This is a genomic window from Catenulispora pinistramenti (genome assembly GCF_018274385.1).
Classification (GTDB): Bacteria; Actinomycetota; Actinomycetes; order Streptomycetales; family Catenulisporaceae; genus Catenulispora; species Catenulispora pinistramenti.
Map to the genome: position 1 here is coordinate 18,022 of NZ_JAAFYZ010000066.1, position 26,527 is coordinate 44,548.

Sequence of the window (26,527 nt, forward strand, 5' to 3'; positions counted from 1 at the left end):
CTTGCCCCCAGGGGTTCAGGACTCTTCGATGATGTCGCCCAACTCCAGGCTGGGATCCTTGGTGATCGCGAATGCGTTCCCCGCCTCGGGCAGCGTCGGGGCGACGGCGATCACCTCCGCGTATGCGTCCCGCGATGCCCACCGCCAGGCGTCGAACCACGTCTCGTCGTCCACCTTGACGAGCTGCGTGCCGGTCAGGCGGTTCGGGAACGCCTCGTGAACCTTCGCGAGCAGGGTTGTGCGCCGCGCTCGCATCTCCGCCTCGTCGGCGGGATCGATCGTGAATCTCGTGATCCGCAGAACGGCCATGGCCGCATTCCCTTCCTCGGATTTCACTGGAGTTGAACTCCAGCGACTTTCACTAGAGTTAAACTCTAGCCATGGCTGAAGTCAAGAACCCGGGCAGCCGCGCGGCCAAGACCCGGGAGACCCGGCAACGGATGCTGCGTGCGGCACGCGAGCTGTTCGTGGAACGGGGCTACGGCACGACCGCGCTCCAGGACGTCGCCGACCGCGCGGGCGTGGCGGTGCAGACGATCTACTTCACGTTCGGCAACAAGCGAACGATGCTCAAAGAGCTGCTCGACGTGACGATCGCCGGCGACGACGAGCCGTTGGCGACCATGGAACGGCCGGCTTTCCGCCAGGCGCGGGACGCCGACTCCGCCGAGGAGCACGTGCGGCTCCTGGTGCGCGGGACCCGGCCGATCCTCGAACGGTACGCGCCGATGCACAAAGTCCTGCAGACGGCGGCGGCGATGGACCCCGAGGTCGCCGAGGTGCTGCGGCCCGACGTGGACCCGCGCTTCACGGTGATGTCGGCGATGGCCGAGTCCCTTGCCGCCAAGCCGGGCGCCCGCCCCGGACTGCGCGCCGACGTCGCGGCCGACGTGCTGTTCGGGATGCTGAGCCCAGACCTGTACCTCGTGCTCGTCGAGGAACGCCGGTGGTCGCCGACGCGGTGGGAGCAGTGGGTGCTGGAAGTGTTGCTGCCCCAGCTTTGCGACAGCTGACCGGCAGACAGGGGCGTCGTCCGGCACGCCCGGCCGGCAGCGGCGAAGCCGGGCGAAGACACGAGCCCCGAGGAGTTTTCCGTGCGCTGCGGCGGCCGCGCCTCGCCGGATCGGCCACCTGCCCGCGCACACTCTAAAATCGCAGAATGCGCATCGCGAGATTCTCCGTCGACGACGAGGTGAAGTTCGGGCTCGTCGAGGGTGCGGGCGAACAGCCCGACGCCCTCGAGGTGGCCGAGATCCTGGGCCACCCGTTCGGCCCGATCCAGGTCACCCAACGGCGCTGGCCGCTGTCCCGGGTGCGGCTGCTGTCCCCGGTGCTGCCGTCGAAGGTGATCGGCATCGGGCGCAACTACGCCGAGCACGCTGCTGAGCTCGGCAACGAGGCCCCCGGCAAGACCGACCCGGCGGTGGTGTTCCTGAAGCCGTCCACCTCGGTGATCGGCCCGTCCGACGCCATCCAGTACCCGCTCGGCGTGTCCTTCGACGTGCAGCACGAGGCGGAGCTGGCCGTGGTGATCGGGCGGATGTGCCGGCAGGTGCCGGTGGCCCGGGTGCCCGAGGTGGTGCTCGGCTACACCTGCGGCAACGACGTCACCGCGCGCGACCTGCAGCGCGCGGAGAAGCAGTGGGGCCGGGCCAAGGGCTTCGACACGTTCTGCCCGCTCGGCCCGTGGATCGAGACCGAGCTGGACCCCTCCGACCTGGCGATCACCTGCACCGTGGACAACGAGCTGCGGCAGGCCGGGCGCACCGCGCAGATGACGCGGCCGGTCGCGGACCTGGTCTCCTACGTCTCCGAGGCGATGACCCTGCTGCCCGGCGACGTGATCCTCACCGGGACCCCGTCCGGGGTCGGGCCGATCGTGGTGGGACAGCAGGTCTCGGTCGGCATCGAAGGCATTGGCAACTTGACTAACCGGGTGGTGGCTCGTGACTGATACGACAACTGTTCCTGCGCACGCCGTGCCGAACACGGACAAGCCGGTCCGCGTCCGCTTCCCCCCGTCGCCGACCGGCGACCCGCACGTCGGCATGGTCCGCTCGGCGCTGTTCAACTACGCCTTCGCGCGCCACTACGGCGGCACTTTCGTCTTCCGGATCGAGGACACCGACACCGCGCGCAACACCGAGGAGTCCTACAGCGCGCTGCTGTCCACGATGCGCTGGATGGGCTTCGAGTGGGACGAGGGCCCGGAGGTCGGCGGCGCGTACGGCCCCTACCGGCAGTCCGAGCGCATGGACATCTACGCGGACATCGCCAAGAAGCTCCTCGACGGCGGCTACGCCTACCGCTGCTACTGCACGCAGGAAGAGCTGGACGCGGCCAACGCGAAGGCCAAGGCGGAGAAGCGGGCCCCGGGCTACGCCGGCACCTGCCGGAACCTGACCCCCGAGCAGATCGCCGCGCACGAGGCCGCCGGCCGGACCAGCGTCCTCCGCTTCCGGATGCCGGAGGGCACGCTGACCTGGGACGACCTGGTCCGCGGGGAGATCTCGTTCGACACCTCGAACGTGCCGGACTACGTCCTGGTCCGGGCCGACGGCTCGCCGCTGTACACGCTGGTGAACCCGGTCGACGACGCCCTGATGCGGATCACCCACGTCCTGCGCGGCGAGGACCTGCTCTCCAGCACCCCGCGCCAGCTGCCGCTGCACTCCGCGCTGATCGCGCTGGGGCTGTCGGAGACGGTGCCGGTGTTCGGGCACCTGCCGTACGTCATGGGCGAGGGCAACAAGAAGCTGTCGAAGCGGGACCCGGAGGCGTCGTTCTCCTTCTACGTGAAGGAGGGCTACCTGCCCGAGGGTCTGCTGAACTACCTGGCCCTGCTGGGCTGGTCGCCGGGCGGCGACAAGGAGTTCTTCTCCCCCGAGGAGATGTACGCGGCATTCGACGGCACCCACATCAACTCCAACGCGGCGCGCTTCGACCTGAAGAAGTGCCAGGCGATCAACGGCGACCACGTACGCGCCCTGGCCCCCGACGACCTGGCCCGCCGCATCGTGCCCTTCCTGGCCGAGCAGGGCCTGGTCGCCGACCCGCCGCTGCCGGAGCAGGCCGCGACCCTGGCCGCCGCCGTGCCGCTGATCCAGGAGCGGATGGTGGTGCTGCGCGAGTCGGTGGACATGATCGGCTTCCTGTTCGTCCCCGAGCACGCCTTCGCGGTGGACCCGGCGGACGGCGCCAAGGCCCTCGGCGAGGACGCCAAGCCGGTACTGGAGGCCGCGGCCAAGGCCCTGGAGGCACTGCCGGACTGGACGACCGCGGCCATCGACGCCACGCTGCGCGAGACGCTGATCGAGGGACTCGGGCTGAAGCCGAAGAACGCGTTCACCCCGGTCCGGGTCGCGGTGACCGGGCGCCGGGTGTCGCCGCCGCTGTTCGAGTCGATCGAGCTGCTGGGGCGGGAGCGGACGCTGCGGCGGCTGGCCGCGGCGCTGGGCTCCTGACGGTCCTGATGCCGCGCTGAGCTGTATCGGGAGGCCCGTTCGAAAGCCGTTTTGGTGGAAGGGCAGGCCTCCCGTATAGTTATCGACGCAACGCCGCGCGATGAGATCATGTCGGGTGGTCGTTGGGGTATGGTGTAATTGGCAACACGGCTGATTCTGGTTCAGTTGTTCTAGGTTCGAGTCCTGGTACCCCAGCTTTGTGAGCGGATCCTCTAAGGGTCCGCTTTTTTGCTGTACCTCAGCCGCTTGCTACTCACGAGTAATTGAGTACCCGCACTCTCCCTCCGATGCCCCACCCTCCAGCACGCTGAAGGCATGAAGAAGCAATGGGAGACGTTCTGGGGCTTCGTGATCCTCGGCGGTCTCGTGGCGCTGATCGCGTCCTTCGTACATGTCCCCGGGCGGACGGTCCTGGACGTCGGGCTCGGCGCGGTGAGCCTGTACTGGCTCCTGATCATCACCACGGTGCCGTGGAACCTGTACTTCCGGGCCCTGCGGGTCCGGAACGAGATCGGCGTGTCGCGCGAGCGGGGCATCACGGTGCCCGAGGGCCGCGCGGCCGAGGTGCGGCGCTGGGAGCGGGTCCTGCTGCGGCTGGCGCTGGCCGGGCACATCGTGACGGCGGCGATCGTGGCCGGCGTGACCTACGCCTCCGGGCACGTGCTGGGCTACTACTTCGCCGCGTTCTACCTGCTCAGCTGCGCGATCCGACCGATGGCGGCGTACCTGGGCTACGTGAAGGCCCAGATCGCGGGCCTGCTGAAGGAGACGACGCACCCGCGCGACGACGTGCTCGACCTCACCACCCGGATGTCGACGCTGACCGCCGAGGTGGAGGCGCTGCGGGGCGCGACGTCCGAGGCCCAGGAGCGCGCCTTCCGCGAACTGGACGACGTGCGGGGCGACCTGCGGGCCACGGACGTGCGGCTACGGGAGGACGTACGCCTCGCCCGCGAGGCCGTGGACGCCGACCGGGCCGGACTGCGAGCCCGGGTCGAGGAGGCCGAACGGCACGTCGCGGCGATCACCCGGCACTTCGACCAGGCCGTGGACGGCCTCACCGACCAGCGCGAACTGCTCAGCGGACTCCGGGCCTTCGTCCGACTGGTACGCGCGGACGCTGCGGCGATCGGCGAATAGCGATCCGAGGAGAACAAAGGTTCGCAGAACGGCGCCGCCGCGCTGCCGGGCCTGCGATTTGGGCGAACACCGTCGATCGCCTAAGATAGGTCCCGCTGCTCGCGCCCCAGGCGCGGCGGCAGTGCTAGTGGCCCCGTTGTGTAGCGGCCTAGCACGCTGCCCTCTCAAGGCAGTAGCGCGGGTTCGAATCCCGTCGGGGCTACCACCGATAAGGGCTCTTACAAAGATGTAAGAGCCCTTATCGCGTTTTCGGCGGCACTCAGCACCCTGACGGCGCCGGCGGACGCGCACACGCCGCCGGACACCGCCTTCTGCGGGATCACCCCACCCCGCGGTGCGATACCGGAATTGCGATCGGTGATCGGTGATCGGTGATCCGCGCGGCCGACCGGCACCGAGGGCGGCTCCGGGGACGATGCGCCGTCGGCCGCACGCGCGACCGGCCTTTTTGGCATATTGGGGGCCGACCGTATCGGACGGATCCCAGGGGGGAATCAGCGTGACGACCGACAATTGGACGGCGCCCTCGATCGACGACCAGCGGCTGCTGGCCGCGCAGGCGGCGGACGACGAGGACGCGTACCTGGCCGCTCTGGCCCGGCTGGACGTGTACGTGCCGCGCCGGGACCCGGATCAGGCCTCGAAGTTCAGCCTGCGCAAGTCTGTGGTGAAGCTGAACCAGTTCAGCGTGTACGGCCAGCTGAACAACGCGATCCGTGGCACGTCGAAGTCGGCCCTGACGGTCAGCCTGGATTACGACACCCACCGGCGCGGCGCCCGGCTGATCCTGCCGGTCTACACCCGCGCGCTGGTGCCGCCCGAGCAGCCCCAGGGGGTGTACTTCCACCGGGTGCTGTTCCCGTCGTGGGTGCAGAGTATGGCCAAGCAGCGGCAGACGATGCAGCTGGTGATCAACCCGGGCACGCCGGAGGAGCGGGAGCTGAACGTCGGCAAGGCCGCGCAGTGGATGCGCAAGCACCCGCACCTGTTGGGAAGTTGGAACGCGTTGCACGGCACCGTGCGCACCATCTACAACGAGCCGACGCAGGGCGAGCTCGCGCGGGCGATGGCGTGCGGCGCGCACCTGGCGGCGGGCAACGCGGTGCCGTGGAACTCGCTGGGCTACCCGGGGCTGAACTACCACGACGAACGGGAGGCGTTGCAGGAGTGGTGGGGCATCGAGGGCCCGGTGCAGTGGCAGAACCAGGTCGACAGGCTGCTGGACAACGAGAACCCGCAGCCGGTGGACCTGGTCCTCGGAATCCGCAATGAGCGCGGCGCCGGCGTGCGGCCCAGCGGCGACCCGGTCCACGACACCCGGCTGCTCACCGAGGCGGTCGAGGCCTGGTGCCGGGACCGGGGCGCGCCGGAGCCGCTGCGGCAGGACATGATCGACATCGCGCAGTGGGTGGTCCGCTGCGAGACCTGGCTGCGCCGCGACGGCGCCCTCGGCCCGGACCAGATCGTGGTGACCCAGGACAGCTGGGACTGGGGCCGCTGCGTGAACATGGCCCGCTGGGGCGTGGCCTGCGGCTTCTGCGACCGCACCACCGCCGAGCAGATCGTCCTGCGCGCCGGCAGCCTGTGCGCGCGGGCGTACCCCGACTGGGCCGCGCTGTCGGTGGCGTACATACTCGGGCGCGTGATCAAGATGGGGCGCCAGGGGAACCCGGAGGAGTCGTACCGGGATACGTTGCAGATTCACCAGACACTGATGCGGGACCCGGCCAGCCCGTTTCTGACGGTGCCGCTGCACTGAGAGCGGGGACGCCACGCGGCGCGCGGCCGGGGCACGAGGGCGGCGGGGCCGCCCGCCCGGGCCGCGCGACGCCGGGCCCCGCGCCGGGCCGCCCGCACCGGCAGACCCGGAGCTCACAGCCCCGCCCGGACCGACGTGACCCTGGTCACGACCCCGGCCACCGCCCGGTAAATGCGGGATGAGCGGCATCCGAAGTGCGCTATGCTTTCGGGGTCGCGAGGCGCCCCGGGCGCGGACGCGGCAGCTGGGGCCCCGTTGTGTAGCGGCCTAGCACGCTGCCCTCTCAAGGCAGTAGCGCGGGTTCGAATCCCGTCGGGGCTACGGAAAGATAAGGGTTCGTACTCATCGAGTACGAACCCTTATCTCGTTGTCGGGTTCGGGCCTCACGCCCGCGTAGCCTGGTACCCCCGGAACAGCAGGTGGGTGTCGACGATGTCCGAGCCGGCGCTCTCGACCGAGCGGTAGATGCCCCACTTGGGGCGGATGTAGTCGCCCTGGTCGGGGAGGATCACGCCGTGGCGGGTGCCGTCGGCGACGGTCTTGCCGGTGCTGTCCTGGCAGAGGAAGCGGGCGGAGCCGGATTGGCCGATGGTCAGGGTCCACTGGATGGTGATCCACTGGTTCCGTAGGGGTGCCAGGGGCGCGGAGGCGATGGTCGGGGAGCCGGAGTTGGCGTAGGCGCGGGCGCGGAGGGTTTCGGAGACGGCGCTCTCGCGGGTCAGGTCGAGGGTGACGAAGGGTCCTGCGTTGGTGGACGGGACCTTGGTCTGGAAGATGTGGGTGAACCGGCTGGTGCCGTGCAGGGTGTCGGGCATGAACATCTGGTAGGTGATGTTCCAGGTCTGGCCGTTGGTCATCTTCACCGGCCTGCCGTCGGCCACCATGCCCCGGGACTCGGTGCGCTGGCGGTCGCCGCCGCCGGTGGTGTCGCGGTCGTCCTTCCAGATGTTGAAGCGGTAGTGGTCGCCGCCCTCGACGATGATGTAGTCGCCGTGGCGGCCGGGAAACAGGTTGCCTCGGTCGAATTCGAGGCCTTCGAAGGCTTTCAGGCCGTCGGTGGCCGGGTCGGGGTGCCAGACCGGGGTGGCCGCCGGGCTCACGGGGGTCCCCGGAGTCGCGAGAATCCCCGAGGCCGCGAGGTTCCCCCGGGTCGTGGCCGAGGCCTGCTCGCTGAGTGCGAGCGGCACGCCCACGGCCGCGGCGGCCAGGGAGCCCAGCACGGCGCGGCGAGTGAGACGGCGGGGGTCGGAAGGCTGGGACATGAGTGTTCATCTCCTGAAAACGAGTTGCCCGCACGTGGAAACATCCGATGACCGGCATTGTGGTTAAGATACTTAACTCGGTCAAGGGTGGGGGCGCGCGGGGCCCGAGTGGGAGCGCGGCAGAGCCCTGCGATTCGCATACCGGGGGTTTCGTGGTGCCTGACGGCTGACCGCCCTGTCGATCGCGACGTATTCTCACAGGGGAGGGGCCATGACGGTACGGCACAGTGGATCAGCCACACCCCGGTTCGCCTCGGTGGTGCGCGTCTTCTTCATCACCGTGGGTGTCGTCAGCCTGGTGCTCGGCTATCTGGGCCTTGACCGCTATCTCGGCCTTCCCGGCCAGCACTACAGCCACGCCCCCAGCGACCTCATCTACTTCGATCTCGAGCTGTTCCTGATCCAGTCCACTCCCCTGGCCATGGGCGGCCCGTTTCCGTGGCAGCTGTCGGTGGCTCGGTTCAGCGCGCCGAGTGTCGCCCTCTACGCCATCGCGGAGATCGTGGTCGCGGTCTCGGCCCGGCGGGTACGACGCGCCTGGCTGCGGCGCTCCCGCAATCACGCCGTCGTCTTCGGCACGACCCGCATCGCCTCGGTGGTGGTCGAAAGGCTGCGGGCGCAAGGGAAACGGGTCCTGGTGGTGCGACCGGACAGCGCCGCCGACCCGGTCGGGTTCGACAACGTCCTGGACGACCGCTGGACTGTCGTCGGTGTCCCGGCCTCGCAGCGGACGCTGACCGATGCCGGGGTCCGGCGGGCGTCGGCGGTCTACGCGTGCCTGGACCGCATCGAGGACAACTCCGAGGTCGCCTACGCGATCGAGGCGTGGCGGCGCGGGCAGCGCTTCCCGGAGCGGGTCTACGCCTCGATCGACGACCTCGACCTGTGCACGGCGCTGAAGGCCCGCCGCTGGTCGATGGCCGGGGCGGGTCGTTCCCACGTCGACTTCTTCAACCGCGACGAACTCGCCGCGCAGACCGTCGTGCGCCGGGACCGGGCCGCCATCGACGGGCCCGCGCCGCACATAGCGATCTCCGGCACCGGTGCTTTCGCCCGCTCGGCGCTTGTCGAACTGGGACGGCAGCGGCTCAGCCGCACGGACCAGAGCGAGGACCCGATCACCATCGTGCTGGTCGGGGCGGACGCCGATACCGTCGGGTCGCGGCTGCGGGAGCAGTATCCGTTCCTGCGCGAGGTGTGCGTCATCGAGCCCTGGCTCACCTCGCTCTCCCAGCTGTTCGACGCGCGCCGGCAGGCGCACGCGCCGCGCCTGCGCCGGCTGTATCTGTGCCAGAGCGATGAGCGCGACGCCCTTGCCGACGCCTTGACCTGTGGCTCCTATCTGAGCGCGATGGACGGCGTGGTGGTCCGGCTGGACCGGATGTCGCAGATGGCTGACATGTTCCACGGCGGCGGCCGCCCCGGCACCCTGTTCGACGCCCTGGACGGCCGGCTGGAGTTGGTCGACGTCACCGAGGTCGGCTGCGATCCGGACCGCATCGGCGACGACCTCGCCGACAGCCTGGCCCGGTCCATCCATCGCAGGTATCTGACCGACCAGTTGAGCGCCGGCCGGTCCTGGCACTCGACCGCGTCCATGACCGGCTGGGACGAGCTCCCGCCGGATCTGCAACGCGGGAACCGGGAACAGGCCGAGGACGTCGGCCGCAAACTGGCCTCGATCCGCTGTCTGCTGACCCCGCTGCGCCAGAGCGTCGAGCCGTTCCTCTTCCGGCCCGCCGAGATCGAGACCCTGGCCGAGGCCGAGCACGCCCGGTGGGCCGCCGAGCGCCGCCGGAGCGGCTGGCGCCACGGTCCCCGCCGCGACGACGCGCGCCGCGTGCACCCCGGGCTGGTGCCGTGGCCGGTGCTGCCCGAGGACCTGCGGCAGAAGGATCGGTTGTTCATCAGGGCCCTGCCGGCGTTGCTGAGCGACATGGGGCTGGCGGTCGTGCGGGTGCCGGAGCGCCACGACGAGCCCGGCCGACCGGCGCCGCCCCACGCACAGAAGTCCGCCGACACCCCGAGCGCCCACGCGGCGATCCCCATCCTGGGAGTGGATCTGTGGTGAGGTCCAGGATCATGTACCGCATCGGAATCACCGGCCACCGCACCTTCGACGCTCCGACGTCCGACCTGATCGGCGTGGCCCTGCGGCGGATCGTGGAGGCTTATCAGCCTCATGATCTGGTCGGGGTGTCGAGTCTGGCCGAGGGTGCCGACACGATGTTCGCCCAGGCCGTCGCCGACCGGGGCGGCCGGCTGGAAGTGGTCGTGCCGGCGGCCCGCTACCGCGAGTCCCTGTCGGCGTCGCACCGCCGTACCTACGACGATCTGCTGGCTCGGGCCGCGGCCGTGCACCGCCTGGCGTTCATCGAGTCCGACGGCCCCGCCTACCTGGCCGCGGGCGTGCGGATGCTGAAGATGATCGACCGGCTGGTCGCGGTCTGGGACGGGTTGCCGGCCCGGGGATCGGGCGGGACCGCGGAGGTCGTCAGCGGCGCCTGGGAGCGCGGTCTGCCGGTCGACGTGGTGTGGCCGGCGGGCGCCCGGCGGGTGTGATCGCCCCGGGCGAGCCCCACACCTGCGTCTTGTCGCCTCTGGGATGCGGTGCAATGCTGAACTACGAGAAATGCTCGCCATTCGCTCGTATCGGACAGGGAGAGGGCAATGGGCTTCGAGGGGGAACTCCTGGTTTCCAACATCCCGGCGGTGGACGACGTGCCGCTGGCCATGCTGGCCGGCGACGACGACCTGGCGGTGGCCGACGAAACCGACGTCCCGGTGGCCGAGTTCCAGTCGTCGGTGTGAGTTCGCGGCCGGCGAGCGCGCCGGGGACGGTCGGCGTCGTGTTCCGTCAGTTCGTCGTCAAGATCGCCGGACGCTGTGATCTCGCCTGCGATCACTGCTACGTCTTCGAACACGCCGACCAGTCCTGGCGCGGTCGCCCCAATCTCATGCCACCGGAGATCATGACGGCGGTGGCCGCCCGGATCGCCGAACACGCGAGGGCGCACGCGTTGGCCGGCGTGACCGTGATCCTGCACGGCGGGGAGCCGCTGCTGGCCGGGGTGGACCGTATCAGGTTCCTTATCAGGGAGCTGCGGGCGGCGCTGCCGCCGGGCTGCGCGGCCGACTTCCGCATCCAGACCAACGGACTTCGGCTCGACGACGCCTTCTGCGAGCTGTTCCTCCAAGAGGGCGTGGGTGTCGGGATCTCCATCGACGGCGATAAGGGGGCGAACGACCGGCACCGCCGGCACGCGGACGGCCGCACCAGCTACCCCGAGCTCGTCCGGGCGATCCGGCTGATCGGGTCGCAGCGGTACCGGCCGGTCTTCAACGGGCTGCTGTGCACGATCGACGTCGAGAACGATCCGGTCGAGGTCTTCGACGCGCTGTCCGCCTTCGCTCCGCCGCGCGTGGAGTTCCTGCTGCCGCACGCCACGTGGGTGAATCCGCCGCCCGGAGCGGTCGCGGGCGAACCCCGCTACGCGCAGTGGCTGCTGGCCGTCCATCAGCGGTGGGCCGAACGCGGGCGCCCGATGGACGTCCGGCTCTTCCACTCGGTCGCCGACCTGATCGCCGGGCGGACCAGCCGCACCGAGGCCATCGGCTTGGGGCCGACGGACGTCGTGGTCGTGGAGACCGACGGCGAGATCGAACAAGAGGACTCGCTCAAGACCGCCTACGACGGGGCGCCGGCGACCGGCTTCCACGTCAGCCGCGACAGTTTCGACGAGGCGGGATCGCACCCGGGTTTCGACGGGCGGACGGCGAACGCGGCCGCGCCGAGCCCGGTCTGCGAACGCTGCCCCGTCCTGCGGATCTGCGGCGGCGGGTTGTACGCGCACCGCTACGACGGCTCCGGATTCGCCAACCCGTCCGTCTACTGTCGGGACCTCTATACGTTCATCACCAGTCTGGCCAATGAGCGCCACCAGGCCCCGAAGATCGCCCGGCATCGGATGGGCGCCGCCGACTTCGCAGCCCTGGGCCGTGGTCAGGGCACTGAGGACGCGGTCGCCGCGTTGCGGACGGCGCAGCTGAGCAAGGCCCGCGTCAAGCTCGGCCAGTTGTCCAAGCCGCTGCGGGCCGAGCACAGCTGGGCCCTGGTCCAGGAATTCGACACGCGCGACCGCAGCGTGGTCAACCGGGTCCTGGCCGATCCGTTCCTGATGCCGGCCGAGGGCCGGGACGCGCTGGGGCCGGCCGGGACGCTGGCCAGGATCGCCCTGAGCTGCGCGGTGCTGAGTTCGACGCCGGCGGAGCTCGATCTGGTCGCGGCCGAGGACCGGCTCGCGCTTCCGGCCGTGGGCACGCTCGCCACGGCCGCGGGGCCGTGGCACGTCGCGGTGGACGAGAAGGCGGCGATCACCGTGAACGGCCTGAGCGTCGAGCCGATCCGCCACGAGGCGCGCATAGGTCCGATCACCGTACGGCTGGAGGACCACGACCCGGCCCGGGACCGGTTCGGGCATCCGGTGTCCGGGCCGTTGTCCGCCGCCGAGCTCTTCGCCTGGCAGGACGACCTCGACGCGGCCGCCGAAGTGCTCGCCGAGCGGCACCCCGAGGCGCTGGCCGAGATGGCCGAGGGCCTGACGGCCGTCGTCCCGCTGAAGCCGCACCCCGGGCGCCACCGGAGCGCGACGGCGCGCAACGCGTTCGGCGCGCTGGGGGTGGCGCTGCCCGATCCGGCCGCCGACACCGCCGGCGAGGCCCTCACCTGCCTGCTGCTGCACGAGTTCCAGCATCTGAAGCTCGGCGCCGTGCTCGACATGTTCGACTTGCATGACAAGTCCGACGCGAGCAGCTATCCGGTCGGCTGGCGCCGGGATCTGCGCTCCCTGGAGGCCGTGCTCCAGGGTACGTACGCGCACATGGCCGTTGCCGAGTACTGGCAAAGGCGTGCTCTGGCTACGCGCCATCCCGGCAGCCAGGAGTTCGCGCGGCGTTCGGCGCAGGTCGCCGGACACGTCAGGGCGGCCCTGGCCCAGATCACCGCCAGCCCGGCGCTGACCCGGCTGGGCCGGCAATGGGTCGCCGAGATGGCCGCCGGAGCCGCGCGATGGCGCTGAATCGTCGTTCGCCACGACGTTGTGCCAGCCTGCGAGCGTGAATCCGTGCTGGCATCGCAGACTTCGGATACGCTCGCAGACGACGGCACCTTGCCACCGGCATCGAGGAGCGCGCCGTGCCAGCCCGTCCGAATCCGCCGTACCCGGTCTTCTTCAGCTATGCCCATATCTCCGGGGGCGACTTCGACGAGAATCCGAACCGCGCGTTCCACACGTTCTTCGACGACATCGGCAAGATGCTCTACCACCTGACGACGTTCGGCACCGATGTCGCCTTCGCCGACACCTCGATGCGGGCCGGCGACTCCTTCCAGAAAGTCCTGTTCGAACGGCTGGCGCAGTTCCGGGTCTTCGTGCCGCTGCTGTCCCTGCGCTACTTCGAGAGCGAGTGGTGCGGCCGGGAATGGGCCGCGTTCGAGAAGCGCTGCAAGCAGCTGGGTCCGGCCTCGTATCCGCCCATCGTGCCGATCCTGTGGAACGGCCTGGAGGACCTGAGCCTTCCGGAGTGGTTCACCGAGCGGCATCTGTTCGACGACTCGACCCAGGACAGCCGGTACCGGGAGCACGGGTTCTTCGGCTTACAGGTCCTTTACCGCGACGACTACCACGCCATGGTGTACGACCTGGCGCGCCGGATCGGTCAGGTGTCGAAATCCGCGGACCTGCCCGACGGCGACCCTGAAGATCTTCGCATCCTGCCCCCGCGGTTCGGAGGTTCCCCATGACGGACGACCCGGCGAAGCCGTCGGGCGGCGGCCCGGTCTTCTTCCTCAGCTACGCGCGGCCGAGCGTGTCAGAGCGCGTGCAAGGGGATCCCGACCGCGATTTCGCAGCGTTCTACTACGACCTGTGCGCCGCGCTCACGCGGTTCGCGCCGTTGGACCGCCTGCACAGCCTCGGCGCCGTCAGCGGGGAATGGAACGCCCCGGCTGGTTCCGGAGCGACGGACCCGGCGAAGGACATCGCCGAATGCGACGTCTTCGTGCCGCTGCACCAGGAGCGGTACTTCCAGAACGAGCAGTGCGGCAAGGAACTGGCGGCCTTCGAGGCGCGGGTAAGGCTGGCCGGGACGCCGCGCGCCGACGCGATCCTGCCGGTCCTGTGGGCGCCGGTCCCGCCGCAGTGGGCCGCCGCGCAACCGGCGCCGTATCGGACCGGGCAGGCCGACGTCGACGACGAGTACCTGGACAAGGGCCTGTTCTGGTTGCAGGGCGCGTATCCGGCGCGGTACCGGCAGGTCGTGGAGGGCCTGGCGCGGCGGGTCGCGGAGATCGCGGCCGGCCGCACAGTCGGCCGGGTCGCAGCCGCCGATCTGGCCCACGTGCAGAGCTCGCTGCGGCAGGCTGACCGGCAGCCGTTGGTGGTCGTCCTGCTGGCACCGACTCTGCACCGGCCGCGGGAAGCCGCCGGCCGGCAGTTCGGCCCGGCGATCACCGACTGGGCCCCGTTCTCGGCCGAGACTTCCCGGCCGCTGGCCGACATCCTGGTGGGACTGGCCCGGGACAAGGGCTGGGAGCCACAGGTGGTGCCGTTCAGTACCGAGGACGCGCGGCTGTTCGGCGAGACCGAACCCGACTCCCAGGTGGTCCTGGTCGTCAATCCGCTGGTGGTGGACGACGACATCTGGCGGGCGGCGCTCCAGCGCTTCGACCGGATCGACAAGCCGTGGATCGGCGTCGTCGTCGCCTGGGATCCGGCCGGGGTGCCGGATGCGGAACTGCACCGCCTGCGGGCCGAACTCCAGCGCGTCCTGGACCGGAAGTTCGCCCGCCGCAGCCCCTCGCTGCGGATCAACGCCCCGATCGCCACCTCGTTGCAGAGCTTCGACCTGGCTTTGGACGCCACCGCCAACCACACCCGGATACAGCTGGCGAACCACCTGCTCAGCCCTGCCAGCGACCCCGCCGAGGAAGAGAACCACACATGAGCGACCAGTCGGGCGAGATCATCACCTTCTACTCCTACAAAGGCGGCTGCGGACGGACGATGGCCCTGGCCAACGCCGCCTGGATCCTGGCCGCCAACGGGAAACGGGTCCTGACCGTCGACTGGGATCTGGAGGCGCCCGGCCTGGACAAGTTCTACCGGCCGTTCATCGACCAGGCCGCGCTCAGCGAGCACCTGGGGGTCAGCTTCCTGATCACCAACTACGAGTCCGCGATCAAGGAGACGGCCAGCCGCGGCGACCAGCCGCGCGCCGCCCGGCGCACCGCGCCCAGCGTCATCGCCAGCCGGTTCACCCAGCTGGCCGAGCACGTCATCCCGGTCCGCTGGGAGTTCCCCTCGGGCGGCCGGCTCGACTTCCTGCCGGCCGGCGCCAGCAACCGGGAGTACGGCACCGGGATGTCCGGCTTCGAGTGGGACAAGTTCATGCAGGACTTCCACGGCGACGAGTTCATCGAGGCGCTGCGCTCGGCGATGCGGCGGGACTACGACTACACCCTGATCGACAGCCGCACCGGGATGAACGACGTCGGCGACCTGTGCACGGCGCTGCTGCCGGACACCCTGGTGATCGGCTTCGCCCTGAGTGACCAGAGTCTGGAGGGCGCCTCCGACGTGGCCCAGCGGGTCACCGGCTACGACGTCGACGCGACCATAAGGATCCTGCCGGTCCCGATGCGGATCGAGGACGCCGAGACCGACAAGAAGGACGCCGGTCTGGCCAAGGCACAGGCACTGTTCCAGCGTTATGTCACCGGCAAAGCCCCGCACGAGTACTGGGGCAAGGTGCAGATCCCCTACAAGACCTTCTACGCCTACGAGGAAGTCCTGGCCGGGTTCGGCGACCGTCCCGGACAGCCCGGGTCCCTGCTCGCCGCCTTCGAGCGGCTGACCGACGAGATCAGCGACGGCTCGGTGAGCGCGCTGCCGCCGCTGCCGGAGGAGGAACGCACCGACTTCCTGCGGACCAGGTTCACCCGGCGCAAGCCCGAGACGCCCGCGGAGATCCTGCTCAGCTACGTCTCCGAGGACCGGCCCTGGGCCGAGTGGATGACGACGGTCCTGGAGTACTCCGGGCTGCGGGTCCGGACCCAGCGCGAGGCCGAGTTCACGGTCGCGCCGGACGCCTTGGGCCTGGCGGTGAAGTCGGCCAAGCGCATCATCGCCCTGGTATCAGAGTCCTACCGCACCGCACTGGAGCACGACGCGCTGTTGGGCGCGCTCCAGCTGGCGGACCCGGGCAAGACCCGCGGTCTGGTGGTGCCCTGCCGGGTGGACGCGACGACGGTCGAGCAGGCCTTCCCCACCCGGATGCTGGTCGAGCTGGACCAGTTGGACCAGGCCACCGCGTTGCGGCAACTGAGCCAGATCCTGGACGTCACGTTGCGCGCGCCGGCCGCGCTGCGCTATCCCGGCGCGAAGCCGGAGATCTGGCTGGTGCCGGAGAAGAACCCGAACTTCACCGGACGCACCAAGATCATCGATGAGCTGCGCGAACTGCTGCGGGCCGGGAACACCACCTCGTTGCGCGCACTGCACGCCGCCGGCGGGTTCGGCAAGACGCAGATCGCCATCGAGTACGCCGACCGGTTCAAGTCCAGCTACGACATCGTGTGGTGGATCCGCAGCGAGGAGCCGAACCGCGCGGTGGAGGCGATGGCACAGCTCGGCGACCGGCTCGGGCTGCGGGCGGCGACCGACGTGGCGACCGTGGACCGGGTCAAGGACGCGCTGCGCCGGGGCGAGCCGTTCAAGCGGGCGCTGCTGATCTTCGACAACGTGGGGCAGGCGGACACGATCGCGGGCCTGGTGCCGGTCGGCGGCTCGACCCACATCCTGATCACCACCCGGGACCGGGAGGTCGCGGCCGGCAGCACGGCGCCGCTGAACGTCGACACCTTCGCCCGCGAGGAGAGCATCGCGCTGCTGCACCGGCATGTGCCGCAGATGGAGCGGCAGGAGGCGGACCACCTCGCCGAGACACTCGGCGACGTGCCGATCGACATCGACGCGGCCGGCAAGTACATCCGCGAGACCGCGGTGTCGGTGGACGATTACCTGGCCCGGGTGCCGGTGTCGGTCCGGGGGGCGGTGTGGCTCGCGGCGATCGAGCAGGTCCAGACCGCCTCGCCGGCCGCGTTGCGGATGATGGAGCTGTTCGCGTACTTCGGCGGCGAGCCGGTGGACCGCGCGATCCTCTACAGCGAGCAGTTCGCCAAGGTCCTCGCCGACTACGACCCGGTCCTGACCGTCGACCGGGCGCTGCTCGGCGACTACGCCGCCGCGCTCAACCGGTTCGGGCTGCTGCGCATCGACCAGGTCCACGGGTTCACGATGCACCGCGCGCTCCAGGAGTTCCTGCGGCCACGGCTCGTCGAGCAGGGGGTGGCCGAGCGGGCCCGGCTTTCGGTGCAACAGATTCTGGCCCTGTCCCGACCTACGAGCGGGGACACCGACGACCCCGAGAACCGGGCGGCGTTCGCCCGGATCTGGCCGCACCTGAGCGCCTGCGAGGCCGAGACCAGCACCGAGGAGAACGTCCGGCAGCTGCTGATGGACCAGGTGCGGCACCTGTCGCTGACCGGCCAGCTGACCGAGGCCGAGCAGATCGCCGGGAACCTGCTGACGCTGTGGACCGCGCAGTCCGGCGACAACGACCGGACCGTGCTGCGGCTGCGGTTCCTGCTGGCGAACGTGCTTCGGAACGTCGGCCGGGCCCAGGAGTCCTACGAGATCGACATGGACGTCGCCCGCCGGCAGGAGGACATCCTGCCGGAGAACCATCCCGAGCGACTCAACACCCTGGCAAGTGTCGGCGCCGATCTGCGCGCCGTGGGCCGCTTCGGGGACGCGCGGTACATCGACCAGATCTGCTACGACGTGACCCGCAAATCGTCCGAGCACGGCCGGGCGGCCCTGCGCGCCGCGCACAACTACGCCTTCTCACTGGCGGTGACCGGCGACTGTTACGCGGCGCGCGACCTGGACCGGCAGCTGTACAACGACGAGAAGCAGATCTTCGGCTACGAGCACCCGTGGACCCTGAACACCGCCATCAACCTCGGCCGGGACCTGCGCGACTGCGGCGACTACGCGGGCTCCATCCGACTTCTCGAAGCCGTTCTGCGACGGTGCAAGGAACGGCGGGGCGAGTACGACCCCTACACCCTGGAGTCCGCCAAGGGCCTGGCCGTGGCGCTGCGCAAGGCCGGCCGGCACGCGGACGGCCTGGCCCAGACCAAGAACGTGGTGAAGGCGTTCGAGGCGGTGTTCGGCCCGAACGGGGCCGAGACCCTGTCCTGCAAGCTCAACTTCGCCTGCGACCTGTCCGCGGCCGGCAGCCGGGACCTCGCGCTCGAAGCGGCCAGGGAGATGCGCGAGCAGTACGAGAAGCACTTGGGCAGCACGCATCCGCACACGCTCGCCAGCGCCAACAACGTCGCGATCTATCTGCGGACCACCGGCAAACCCGAGGACTCCCGCGAGCTCGCCACGGCGACCTTCGACGGGCTCACGGACGTGCTCGGTGCGGAGCACCCGTTCACCCTCTATTGCGCCGTCAACCTCGCCAACGCGACAGCGGACTGCGACCTCCTCGACGAGGCCGCGGCCCTGCTCGACGCCGCCCTGGAACACCTGGAGGCCGTGCTCGGGCCCGATCACCCCAGCACGATCGTCACCGTGGCGAACCGCGCCGTGGTGACGCACCGCCTGGGTCTGGAGACCGAGGCGGAGGCGGCCAGGAACGCGGCGCTGGAGCAGTTGAAGGCCGCTCTCGGCCCGGACCACACGACCATCGAGACGTTCCTGGAGTGGCGGCTGGCCAACCGCGACCTGGAGCCCTATCGCACCTGAGCCCCGGCCTTGACCATCCAGCCCAACAGATGCGGGAAGTACCGGACCGCACCGAAGTGCGCCTCTCCCGGATCCACGTCCAGCACCGCGTGCGGGATCCGGGAGGCGAGCCAGCGGGAGTGGCCCGGTGGTGAGTGCACGTCGGTGCCGCCGTGCCAGACCAGGGTCGGGCAGCGGATGTCCGCGGGGTCGAAGCCCCACGGGGAGCAGAAGGCGACGTGGTCGTCGAACTGTCCGGCCAGGTAGGTCGGCACCGGCTCGGCCGGATCGAGGGCGAGTTCGGCCGGGTCCAGGGCGATGAGGTTGTCGGGGTTGGTCACCGCGTTGCGGAAGCCGGCGAGCAGCAGGCCCCTGATGCGGCTGTCGGAGACGATCCGGCGGTCGGCGACCGGCAGTTCGTCGAACAGCCGCTCGGCGATGAAGTCGGTGGCCAGCGCGCCGGTGTCGACGGCCAGGCTGAGCTTCATGGCCGGCATCAGGGCCGGGTTGTCCAGCGCGGCGCGGGTCAGTTGGTAGGCCGCCACGTTCGAGTCGATCATGCCGGCGTACCAGTCCAGACCCGGGGCGTCGTATGGCGCGATGCTCACCAGCGCGACCACCGAGCGCACCCGGTCGGGCAACAGCGCGCCGCACGCCAGCGCGTGCGGACCGCCCCCGGAGCGGCCGGACACCGAGAAGGTCTCCAGGCCCAGCTCGTCGGCGACCGCGAGCACGTCCTGGGCGACCGAGGCCACGTCACGGCCGGCGCGGCGGTCGGACATGCCGTATCCGGGGCGGTCGATGGCGATCAGCCGCACCCGGCGGCGGGACAGCTCGAAGGGCCGCGGCAGCACGCCGATCCGGCTGCCCGGGGTGCCGTGCAGGAAGAAGATGGGATAACCGTTCCAGGGCCCTGATTCGGCGAACGCGACCCGCCCGCCGTCGGCCCTGGTGGCCACCCCGGACCGGTTGCCGGCGACGGACTCTGTGAGCTGGGTCATCGGACGCCTCTCAGCGCGGCGGTCGTCGGAGCGGATCCGCTCGACTTCATACGGTAACCGACTTCTGGAATGCGGTAATCCTGCCAGACGATGGAAAGCCGACGCGACACCGGGGCGCACCGCACCGATGGGCCGTCTTAGCCATGGTTACGCCGAACCGCACCGGCCACAACCACCAGAGGCCGCCCTCCTTCGAGCCGGTGATGCAGAGCCCTGTTTCGCGCCCCGCATCATCGGGGCGGGACCGGCCCGGTACTCCCCCGCACGACCAGTTCGGTGGCCAGTTCGAGATGCAGAGCATCAAGGGCTTGTCGCTCCAGAAGCCGGGTCAGCATCGTCACCGCGATGCGCCCGAGCTCGTCAAGGGGTTGCCGGACGGTGGTGAGCATGGGGGCGGTGGCCTGGCTGATCTCGCTGTCGTCGAAGCCGGTCACCGACAGGTCGGCGGGGATGCCCAGGCCGCGTTCAGCGGCGGCCTGGTAGACACCGACCGCCACTTTGTCGTTGAAGCACGCGATCGCCGTGGGTCTGTCGGGGAGGTCCAGAAGTTCACCACCGGCCCGGACACCGGTATGGATCGCGGGTTCGCCGTAGCGAAGCAGCCGCGAGTCGCCGAGCAGGCCGGCTTCGGACAGTGCGGCGAGGTGACCCGCCAGCCGGTCCGAGCCGGAGAGCCAGTCTTCGAACCCGGAGATAACCCCGATCCGGCGGTGGCCGAGATCCAGGAGATGCCGGGTGACGGCGCGGGCGCCGGCGGTGTGGGCCGAGGCTATCGAGACCACGCCGCGAGGCACCGGAGTGCGCGGGTCCACGACGACCAAGGGATAGCGACGGGTCTGGAGGAAGCGGAGGTCTTCGGCCGGCTCCGGCGGGAGGATCAGGATCGCCCCGGACGTCTCGCGGGCCGCCGGGAGTTCGCGGAGCACCGGTGCGTCCACCCGAGAATCGCCGACATCGAGCAGAACTCGGCGGCCGGCGGCGGCCAGAGCCTCAGCGACCGCTGTGACGAGCGCCCCGAAGTAGTCGCTGAGTTTGTAGGGGCAGCGCACCAGAACCGGCAACTCGGCCTTCGGCTGCCGCGGGCGGGTCGCCGGCGCCCGGCCGCCCAGGCCGTCGATCGCCTCCTGCACCCGGCGGCGCGCGCTCTCGGACACCTGGTCCTGGGCGTTGATGACCCTGGACACGGTCGCTATCGACAAGCCTGTTTCCGCGGCGATCGCGCGGACGGTGACCCGTCCGCGGCCCGCCGCGCCCCGCACCGAAACATCATCTTGTTCCATCGGGGCAGGATAGCCCTCCGGTCTCGGCAAAGCCCCCGTAAACCCTCTTTATTCGAGTCTTGACGAAAGTCGGGCGCGGTGCTTCACTCCCCATCGACCAGCAGTGTTACGAGACTGTTTCTGTAACAACTCGGGTCGGTTCAGCTGTATGCCATCTCCACCCCCACAAAGGAGCCAGCACAGTGATCCCACCTCCCAAACGACTCAGACCCCTGCGGACCGCCCTCGCGGGAGCCTGCGTCCTCGGCACCGTCGCGACGGCGGCGGCGCTCAGCACTCCGGCGAACGCGGCCACCACCCACGCCGCAGCCGCCACGCACGCCGCCGCCACCCACCACGCCGCGGCCGCCATCCCCGCCCACTTCGCCGCACCGTATCTCCAGATCAGCGACAGCGACGCCGGCGACATGGCCGCCGACATGAGCTCCTCCGGTGTCTCCCGGTACTCGCTGGCCTTCTTGACATCGCAGTCCGGCTGCACCCTGCAGTGGGAGGACGGCGGCGACGGGGTCGGCGCCTTCACCTCGCAGATCAATTCCCTGAAAGCCGCCGGCGGGGACGTCATCCCCTCCTTCGGCGGGGCGGGCAGCACCGAGCTGGCGCAGTCGTGCACCGACGTATCGTCGTTGACCGCGGCGTACAAGAACGTCGTCGACACCTACGGCGTCACCCGGCTCGACTTCGACATCGAAGGCGACGTGATCAACGACACCGCCTCGACGACCCGCCGCGACCAGGCACTGGCGGCGCTCCAGCAGGAGGAGCCGGGGGTGCAGATCGACTTCACACTCTCGGTCGATCCCGGCGGTCTGCCGCCGGAGGGCCTGAGCCTGCTGCAGGACGCGAAGAACCAGGGCGTGAACGTCAGCGTCGTCAACTTGATGACGATGGACTACGGCGACGGCCAGCCGGTCATCAACGACGCGCTGTCCTCCGCGCAAGGGGGCGCCAGTCAGCTGGCGAACCTGTACGGCATATCCACCGCGGCGGCGTACGCCAAGGAGGGCCTGACCCCGATCGCCGGCACCAACGACGACGGCTCCGTGTTCTCCCAGGGCGACGCCCAGACCCTGGAGAACTTCGCCAGCACCAACGGCGTCGCAGAGCTCTCCTTCTGGGAGGTCGACGCCTACGACAAGGGCGCGGGTTACGCCTACTCCCGGATCTTCAACGCCATCACCGGGACCAGCGGCGGCAATCCGCCCCCGCCGAACGGCTCCGGTCCGATCACCGGCTACCAGGGTCTGTGCCTGGACGACCGCGGCGCCTCGACGGCCAACCTCAACCCGGTCCAGGTCTACACCTGCAACGGGAGCAACGCGCAGAGCTGGACCGTCAACTCCTCGAACAACACCCTCCAGGACCTCGGCAAGTGCCTGGACATCAACAGCGCCGGCACTGCCGACGGCACCACCGTCGACCTCTACGACTGCAACGGAACCGGAGCTCAGGTCTGGGTCCCGCAGTCCAACGGGGAGCTGCGGAACCCGGCGTCCGGGCGCTGCCTGGACGACACCGGCTTCGGCGGATCCGGAACCCAGGCCCAGATCTGGGACTGCGCCGACTCCTCGAACCAGAAGTGGACGCTGCCATGAGAATCCGCATACCCACCGCCGGTCTCGGCGCGCTCGTGCTCACGGCGGGCCTGCTGACGATCGGCCAGGCGGCCGCCGCCCCGAAGGCGCACGCCGCCGATCCGGTCGGGGCGATCACCGGCTATCAGGGCCTGTGCCTGGACGACCGGGGCGCCTCGACCGCCAATCTCAACCCGGTCCAGGTCTACACCTGCAACGGCTCCAACGCGCAGAGCTGGACCGTGGACAGCGCGAGCAGCACCTTGCAGGACCTCGGCAAGTGCCTGGACATCAACAGCGCCGGCACCGCCAACGGGACCACTGTCGACCTGTATGACTGCAACGGATCCGGCGCTCAGGTCTGGGTCCCGCAGTCCAACGGGGAGCTGCTGAACCCGGAGTCCGGCCGTTGTCTGGACGACACCGGCTTCGGCGGATCCGGAACCCAGGCCCAGATCTGGGACTGTGCCGACTCCTCGAACCAGAAGTGGACGCTGCCCACCGGCGGTGGTGGCGGCGGCGGCATCCCGCACCCGGACTTCGGTCCGAACGTCACCATCTTCGACCCGTCGATGCCGACCTCGACCATCCAGGCGGACATCAACAACGTCTACAACCAGCAGGTGGGCAACGAGTTCGGCACGCAGCGCAACGCGTTGCTGTTCGCGCCGGGCTCGTACAACGTCGACATCCCGGTCGGGTACAACACCGAGGTCGCAGGGCTCGGACTGTCCCCGGACGCCGTCGACATCACCGGCGGCACGGTGCACGTGGCCGGACACACCGCCGACGGCAACGCCACCCAGAACTTCTGGCGCGACGCCGAGAACATGGAAGTCAGCCCGCCCTCGGGCAGCACGATGTGGGCGGTCTCCCAGGCCGACCCGTTCCGGCGGATGGACGTCAACGGCGGCATGCTGCTGTACGACAACACCCACGGCAGCGGCGGCAACTGGTCTTCCGGCGGCTACATCGGCGACTCGCGGATCAGCGGGCAGATCGACTCCGGCACCCAGCAGCAGTTCCTGACCCAGGACACCGCGATGAACGGGGGCTGGACCGGCTCGAACTGGAACATGGTCTTCGTCGGCGACACCAACGCGCCGTCCACCTCGTTCCCGAACCCGCCCTACACCACCGTCGCGCAGACCCCGACGGTCCGGGAGAAGCCGTTCATCTACGTCGACTCCAGCGGCACCTGGCAGGTGTTCGTCCCCGCGCTCCGGACGAACGCGCAAGGCCCGGACTGGACCAACGGCACGCCAGCCGGCACGTCCGTCCCGGTCAGCCAGTTCTCCATCGTCAAGCCGGGCGACACCTCGGCCACGATCAACGCCGCGCTGGCGGCCGGCAAGAGCCTGATCGTCACCCCGGGCGTCTACCACCTGGCCTCGGCGCTGAACATCACCAGCCCGAACACCGTGGTGCTGGGCCTGGGGATGGCGACACTGGTGCCGGACAACGGCAACGCCGCGATCACCACGGCCGACGTCGACGGGATCGACATCGCCGGACTGCTGATCAGCGCCAACTCCACCAACTCGGCGGTGCTGATGCGGATCGGCGCGAGCAAGACCGGGGTCAGCCACGCCTCGGACCCGACGGAGTTGCAGGACGTGTTCTTCCGCATCGGCGGCGACCAGCAGGCGCAGGCCACCCAGGCGCTGGTGGTGAACAGCGACAACGTGATCGGCGACGACCTGTGGCTGTGGCGGGCCGACCATACGAACGGGGTCGGCTGGACCGTCAACCCGTCGAACAACGGGCTGGTGGTCCACGGCGACAACGTCACGATGTACGGGCTCGCGGTCGAGCACTTCGAGCAGTACCAGACCGAGTGGTTCGGCAACGGCGGGCGGACGTACTTCTATCAGAGCGAGTGTCCGTATGACGTGCCGGACCAAGGGAGCTGGTCGCCGCCGAACGGGGCCGAGGGGTACGCGTCCTACCTGGTCGATCCTTCGGTGACCTCGCACGAGGCGTGGGGTCTGGGGATCTACGCGTACTTCCGGGACAACCCCTCGGTGATGCTGGACCACGCGATCGAGACGCCGAACACGTCGGGGGTCAAGTTCCACGACATGGTCACGACGGTGCTCGGCGGGGACGGGACGATCAACCACCAGGTCAATGAGACCGGTGGGCAGGTGACGCCCAGCAACAACGTCAGCTACTTGGTGGGCTATCCGTAAAGAGCCATCCCGCAATACATCCCCACAGGGAAGGCCGACCGCTTTGTGCGGTCGGCCTTTTCGGTGGCGCTGCGCTCACCTGGCCGCGTAGCCGCCGTCCACCAGGTGATAGCTGCCGGTGATGAACGACGCGCGGTCGGAGAGCAGGAACGCGACCAGTTCGGCGACCTCGTCGGCTTGTCCCAACCGCCCCACGGGATGCAGGGACACCAGGAATTCATGGGCGTCCGCGTCCGTGTCGGACAGCAGCGGGGTCTCGATGAAGCCGGGGCCGACGGAGTTCACCCGAATGCCGCTGTCGGCGTACTCCAGGGCCGCGGTCTTGGTCAGGCCGACGACACCGTGCTTGGCGGCGCTGTAGGCCGGGGCGCCGGCGAAGCCGTTGGTGCCCAAGATGGAGGCCATGTTGACGATGCTGCCGCCCCCTGCTGCAAGCATCGCGGGGATCTCGTAGCGCATCGAGTAGAAGACCCCGTCGAGGTTGGTGGCGATGACCCGGCGCCAGTCCTCGATCGGGTAGTCGCCGGTGGCGGCGTTGGGGCCGGCGATGCCCGCGTTGTTGACCGCCAGGCGCAGCGGGCCCAGCCCGGCCACCGCGGCGGCCACCGCGGACTCCACGGAGGCCGGGTCGGTCACGTCGAGCCTCACGGCCAGCGCCGGGACGCCGGTCTCGGCCAACTCGGTGGCGGCGCGCTGGGCGCCGTCCAGGTCGTGGTCGGCCAGCGCGACCGCCGCGCCGCCGGCCGCCAGGCGCCGGGCGGTGGCCAGGCCGATTCCGGAGGCGGCACCGGTGACCAGGACGGTCTGGTCGGCGAACTCGATGCCGGCCGGCTCCAGGTCGATGGTCTCGATGGCCGCCGCGGTGTCGTCGCCGGCGGCGGGCTCGATGGTCGAGGCCTCGCCGTTCGTCAGGTCACGATCCATGAGTTGATGCTGCGGGGCGGGCGGGGAGATGGCAACAGGAACGGCGATGGGGAACGGAACTCGGCCTCTGTGCACGAACTATGCGCGCGAGCGGGCCGGTCGGCGACCGCGCCGATCGGCCCGCTTTCAGGCCACGCCCGGTGTGCTACCGGTCGGTGCGGATCCGCACGTGGTGGAACTGCACGAAGTCGTTCGGGTAGCCGTCACCGACCGCGTTCTGGTCGTCCTCGCCGGCGGCGGCGATCTTCTGCAGGACGTCCATACCGCTGGTCACCACACCGAAGGGGGTGTAGTTCGGCTGGAGCTTGGTGTCCTTCCAGGTGAAGAAGAACTGGCTGCCGTTGGTGTTCGGACCGGCGTTGGCCATCGCGACGGTGCCGGCCGGGTAGGTGGCGCCGGCCAGGTTCTCGTCGTTGAAGGAGTAGCCGGGACCGCCGCTGCCGGTACCGGTCGGGTCGCCGCACTGGAGCACCCACAGGCGCTGGGTGGTGAGGCGGTGGCAGTGGGTGCCGTTGTAGTAGCCGTGCTCGATCAGGAAGCGGAAGGAGTTGGTGGTGCACGGCGCGGCCGATGTCAGGGCCTTGACAGTGATGTCGCCCTGCGAAGTGTGGAACACCACCGAGTACGGCTGCGCCGCCTTCTTCGCGTCGAACTGCGGGATGCCCTTGAAGTCATCGGCGGGCACGGACGGCACGTAGCCGCAGGGGTTGGCGGCGGTCGCGGCGGCGGCGTGCACGTCGGGTGCGACACCCGGCGCGGCGGCATCCGCGGCGACCACGGTGGCGTGCCCGGGACGCACCGGCGCGGCACCCCCGGTGGCACCGGCGCCCGAAGCGGCGACGACGCCGACGCCGAGCAGCAGGGCGGCCGCCGCGGCAAAGCGGCCGGACCGGCTGGAAAGGCGGGTTATCCGCATGTTTTCCTCAGCTCCCTGAGAGGTTGGTCAGGACGCATGGAGCATTTCCCAGACGTGGCTGTGCTGTAAACCCCTGATGAGCTAGATGGATCGGCGAATGGCTACTGATTGGGTCGAAGCGGACTTCGGATTCTGGCGGGTTGGGGCGGAGGGTGGGGT

At 69.9% G+C, this 26,527-nt stretch carries 20 protein-coding genes and 3 tRNA genes; 17 read left to right on the top strand and 6 right to left on the bottom strand.

All coding sequences use genetic code 11. From position 1 onward, the window contains the following. Window positions 1–15: 15 nt before the first annotated feature. A complete protein-coding gene (locus KGQ19_RS20305) occupies window positions 16–309 on the bottom strand; it encodes a hypothetical protein (protein ID WP_212010776.1) in 294 nt (97 codons plus the stop codon). A gap of 71 nt (window positions 310–380) precedes the next feature. Between KGQ19_RS20305 and KGQ19_RS20310 the strand changes: the two genes are divergently transcribed. The 8 genes from KGQ19_RS20310 to KGQ19_RS20345 all read left to right on the top strand — a co-directional run bounded on the left by KGQ19_RS20310 (window position 381) and on the right by KGQ19_RS20345 (window position 6,684). After that, window positions 381–1,013, top strand: a complete 633-nt coding sequence (locus KGQ19_RS20310) for a TetR/AcrR family transcriptional regulator (protein WP_212010777.1) — start codon at window positions 381–383, stop codon at window positions 1,011–1,013. A gap of 146 nt (window positions 1,014–1,159) precedes the next feature. Next, entirely contained in the window at window positions 1,160–1,954 is a 795-nt protein-coding gene (locus KGQ19_RS20315; protein ID WP_212010778.1) for a fumarylacetoacetate hydrolase family protein, read from the top strand. A 25-nt stretch (window positions 1,955–1,979) separates the two neighbouring features. Continuing rightward, window positions 1,980–3,464: a glutamate--tRNA ligase gene (gltX, locus tag KGQ19_RS20320; RefSeq protein WP_212010796.1), complete on the top strand. Its 1,485-nt coding sequence runs from the start codon at window positions 1,980–1,982 to the stop codon at window positions 3,462–3,464. Window positions 3,465–3,587: 123 nt separating this feature from the next. Then, window positions 3,588–3,659 (top strand) — tRNA-Gln (locus KGQ19_RS20325). Between the two features lie 120 nt (window positions 3,660–3,779). Beyond that, window positions 3,780–4,604, top strand: coding sequence for a hypothetical protein (locus tag KGQ19_RS20330; RefSeq protein WP_212010779.1), 825 nt, complete (start codon window positions 3,780–3,782; stop codon window positions 4,602–4,604). A gap of 129 nt (window positions 4,605–4,733) precedes the next feature. Next, window positions 4,734–4,809 (top strand) — tRNA-Glu (locus KGQ19_RS20335). Window positions 4,810–5,103: 294 nt separating this feature from the next. Continuing rightward, entirely contained in the window at window positions 5,104–6,363 is a 1,260-nt protein-coding gene (locus tag KGQ19_RS51960; protein ID WP_212010780.1) for a DUF1266 domain-containing protein, read from the top strand. A 248-nt stretch (window positions 6,364–6,611) separates the two neighbouring features. Then, window positions 6,612–6,684: transfer RNA gene (locus KGQ19_RS20345), tRNA-Glu, on the top strand. A 62-nt stretch (window positions 6,685–6,746) separates the two neighbouring features. Here the strand turns inward: KGQ19_RS20345 and KGQ19_RS20350 are convergent. Then, a complete protein-coding gene (locus tag KGQ19_RS20350) occupies window positions 6,747–7,625 on the bottom strand; it encodes a hypothetical protein (RefSeq protein WP_212010781.1) in 879 nt (292 codons plus the stop codon). 211 nt (window positions 7,626–7,836) lie between these two features. Here KGQ19_RS20350 and KGQ19_RS20355 point away from each other — a divergent pair, with 211 nt between their 5' ends. From KGQ19_RS20355 to fxsT, 7 genes are all read left to right on the top strand, one after another. Next, complete coding sequence (locus KGQ19_RS20355) at window positions 7,837–9,696, top strand: RyR domain-containing protein (RefSeq protein ID WP_212010782.1); 1,860 nt, start codon at window positions 7,837–7,839, stop codon at window positions 9,694–9,696. A gap of 11 nt (window positions 9,697–9,707) precedes the next feature. Further along, window positions 9,708–10,187 carry a hypothetical protein gene (locus KGQ19_RS20360; protein WP_212010783.1) on the top strand — a complete coding sequence of 160 codons (480 nt, stop codon included), beginning with the start codon at window positions 9,708–9,710 and terminating at the stop codon, window positions 10,185–10,187. Between the two features lie 108 nt (window positions 10,188–10,295). Further along, window positions 10,296–10,436: a hypothetical protein gene (locus KGQ19_RS20365; RefSeq protein WP_212010784.1), complete on the top strand. Its 141-nt coding sequence runs from the start codon at window positions 10,296–10,298 to the stop codon at window positions 10,434–10,436. Beyond that, a complete protein-coding gene (locus tag KGQ19_RS51965) occupies window positions 10,433–12,703 on the top strand; it encodes an FxsB family cyclophane-forming radical SAM/SPASM peptide maturase (protein WP_212010785.1) in 2,271 nt (756 codons plus the stop codon). The genes KGQ19_RS20365 and KGQ19_RS51965 overlap by 4 nt, the downstream gene beginning before the upstream one ends. 116 nt (window positions 12,704–12,819) lie before the next feature. Beyond that, on the top strand, window positions 12,820–13,428 hold the full coding sequence (locus KGQ19_RS20375) for a toll/interleukin-1 receptor domain-containing protein (protein WP_212010786.1): 609 nt from the start codon (window positions 12,820–12,822) through the stop codon (window positions 13,426–13,428). Then, entirely contained in the window at window positions 13,425–14,630 is a 1,206-nt protein-coding gene (gene fsxC, locus KGQ19_RS20380; RefSeq protein ID WP_212010787.1) for an FxsC protein, read from the top strand. Before KGQ19_RS20375 ends, fsxC begins: the two co-directional genes overlap by 4 nt. Beyond that, on the top strand, window positions 14,627–18,502 hold the full coding sequence (gene fxsT / locus KGQ19_RS20385; protein ID WP_212010788.1) for an FxSxx-COOH system tetratricopeptide repeat protein: 3,876 nt from the start codon (window positions 14,627–14,629) through the stop codon (window positions 18,500–18,502). Before fsxC ends, fxsT begins: the two co-directional genes overlap by 4 nt. On the opposite strand, the gene KGQ19_RS20390 is transcribed toward fxsT, so the two are convergent. Next, on the bottom strand, window positions 18,490–19,482 hold the full coding sequence (locus KGQ19_RS20390; RefSeq protein ID WP_212010789.1) for an alpha/beta fold hydrolase: 993 nt from the start codon (window positions 19,480–19,482) through the stop codon (window positions 18,490–18,492). The two genes, fxsT and KGQ19_RS20390, sit on opposite strands and share 13 nt — an antisense overlap. A 230-nt stretch (window positions 19,483–19,712) precedes the next feature. Beyond that, on the bottom strand, window positions 19,713–20,762 hold the full coding sequence (locus tag KGQ19_RS20395) for a LacI family DNA-binding transcriptional regulator (protein ID WP_212010790.1): 1,050 nt from the start codon (window positions 20,760–20,762) through the stop codon (window positions 19,713–19,715). 182 nt (window positions 20,763–20,944) lie between these two features. Here KGQ19_RS20395 and KGQ19_RS20400 point away from each other — a divergent pair, with 182 nt between their 5' ends. Continuing rightward, window positions 20,945–22,357, top strand: a complete 1,413-nt coding sequence (locus tag KGQ19_RS20400; RefSeq protein WP_212010791.1) for a ricin-type beta-trefoil lectin domain protein — start codon at window positions 20,945–20,947, stop codon at window positions 22,355–22,357. Further along, a complete protein-coding gene (locus KGQ19_RS20405; protein WP_230419020.1) occupies window positions 22,354–24,528 on the top strand; it encodes a pectate lyase-like domain-containing protein in 2,175 nt (724 codons plus the stop codon). The genes KGQ19_RS20400 and KGQ19_RS20405 overlap by 4 nt, the downstream gene beginning before the upstream one ends. 75 nt (window positions 24,529–24,603) lie before the next feature. On the opposite strand, the gene KGQ19_RS20410 is transcribed toward KGQ19_RS20405, so the two are convergent. Together KGQ19_RS20410 and KGQ19_RS20415 are read right to left on the bottom strand one after the other, a co-directional pair. Beyond that, the gene (locus KGQ19_RS20410) at window positions 24,604–25,452 is read right to left on the bottom strand and encodes an SDR family NAD(P)-dependent oxidoreductase (RefSeq protein WP_212010793.1); all 849 of its coding nucleotides are present in this window, start codon (window positions 25,450–25,452) and stop codon (window positions 24,604–24,606) included. A 145-nt stretch (window positions 25,453–25,597) separates the two neighbouring features. Further along, entirely contained in the window at window positions 25,598–26,368 is a 771-nt protein-coding gene (locus tag KGQ19_RS20415; RefSeq protein ID WP_212010794.1) for a peptidylprolyl isomerase, read from the bottom strand. Between the last annotated feature and the right edge of the window lie 159 nt (window positions 26,369–26,527).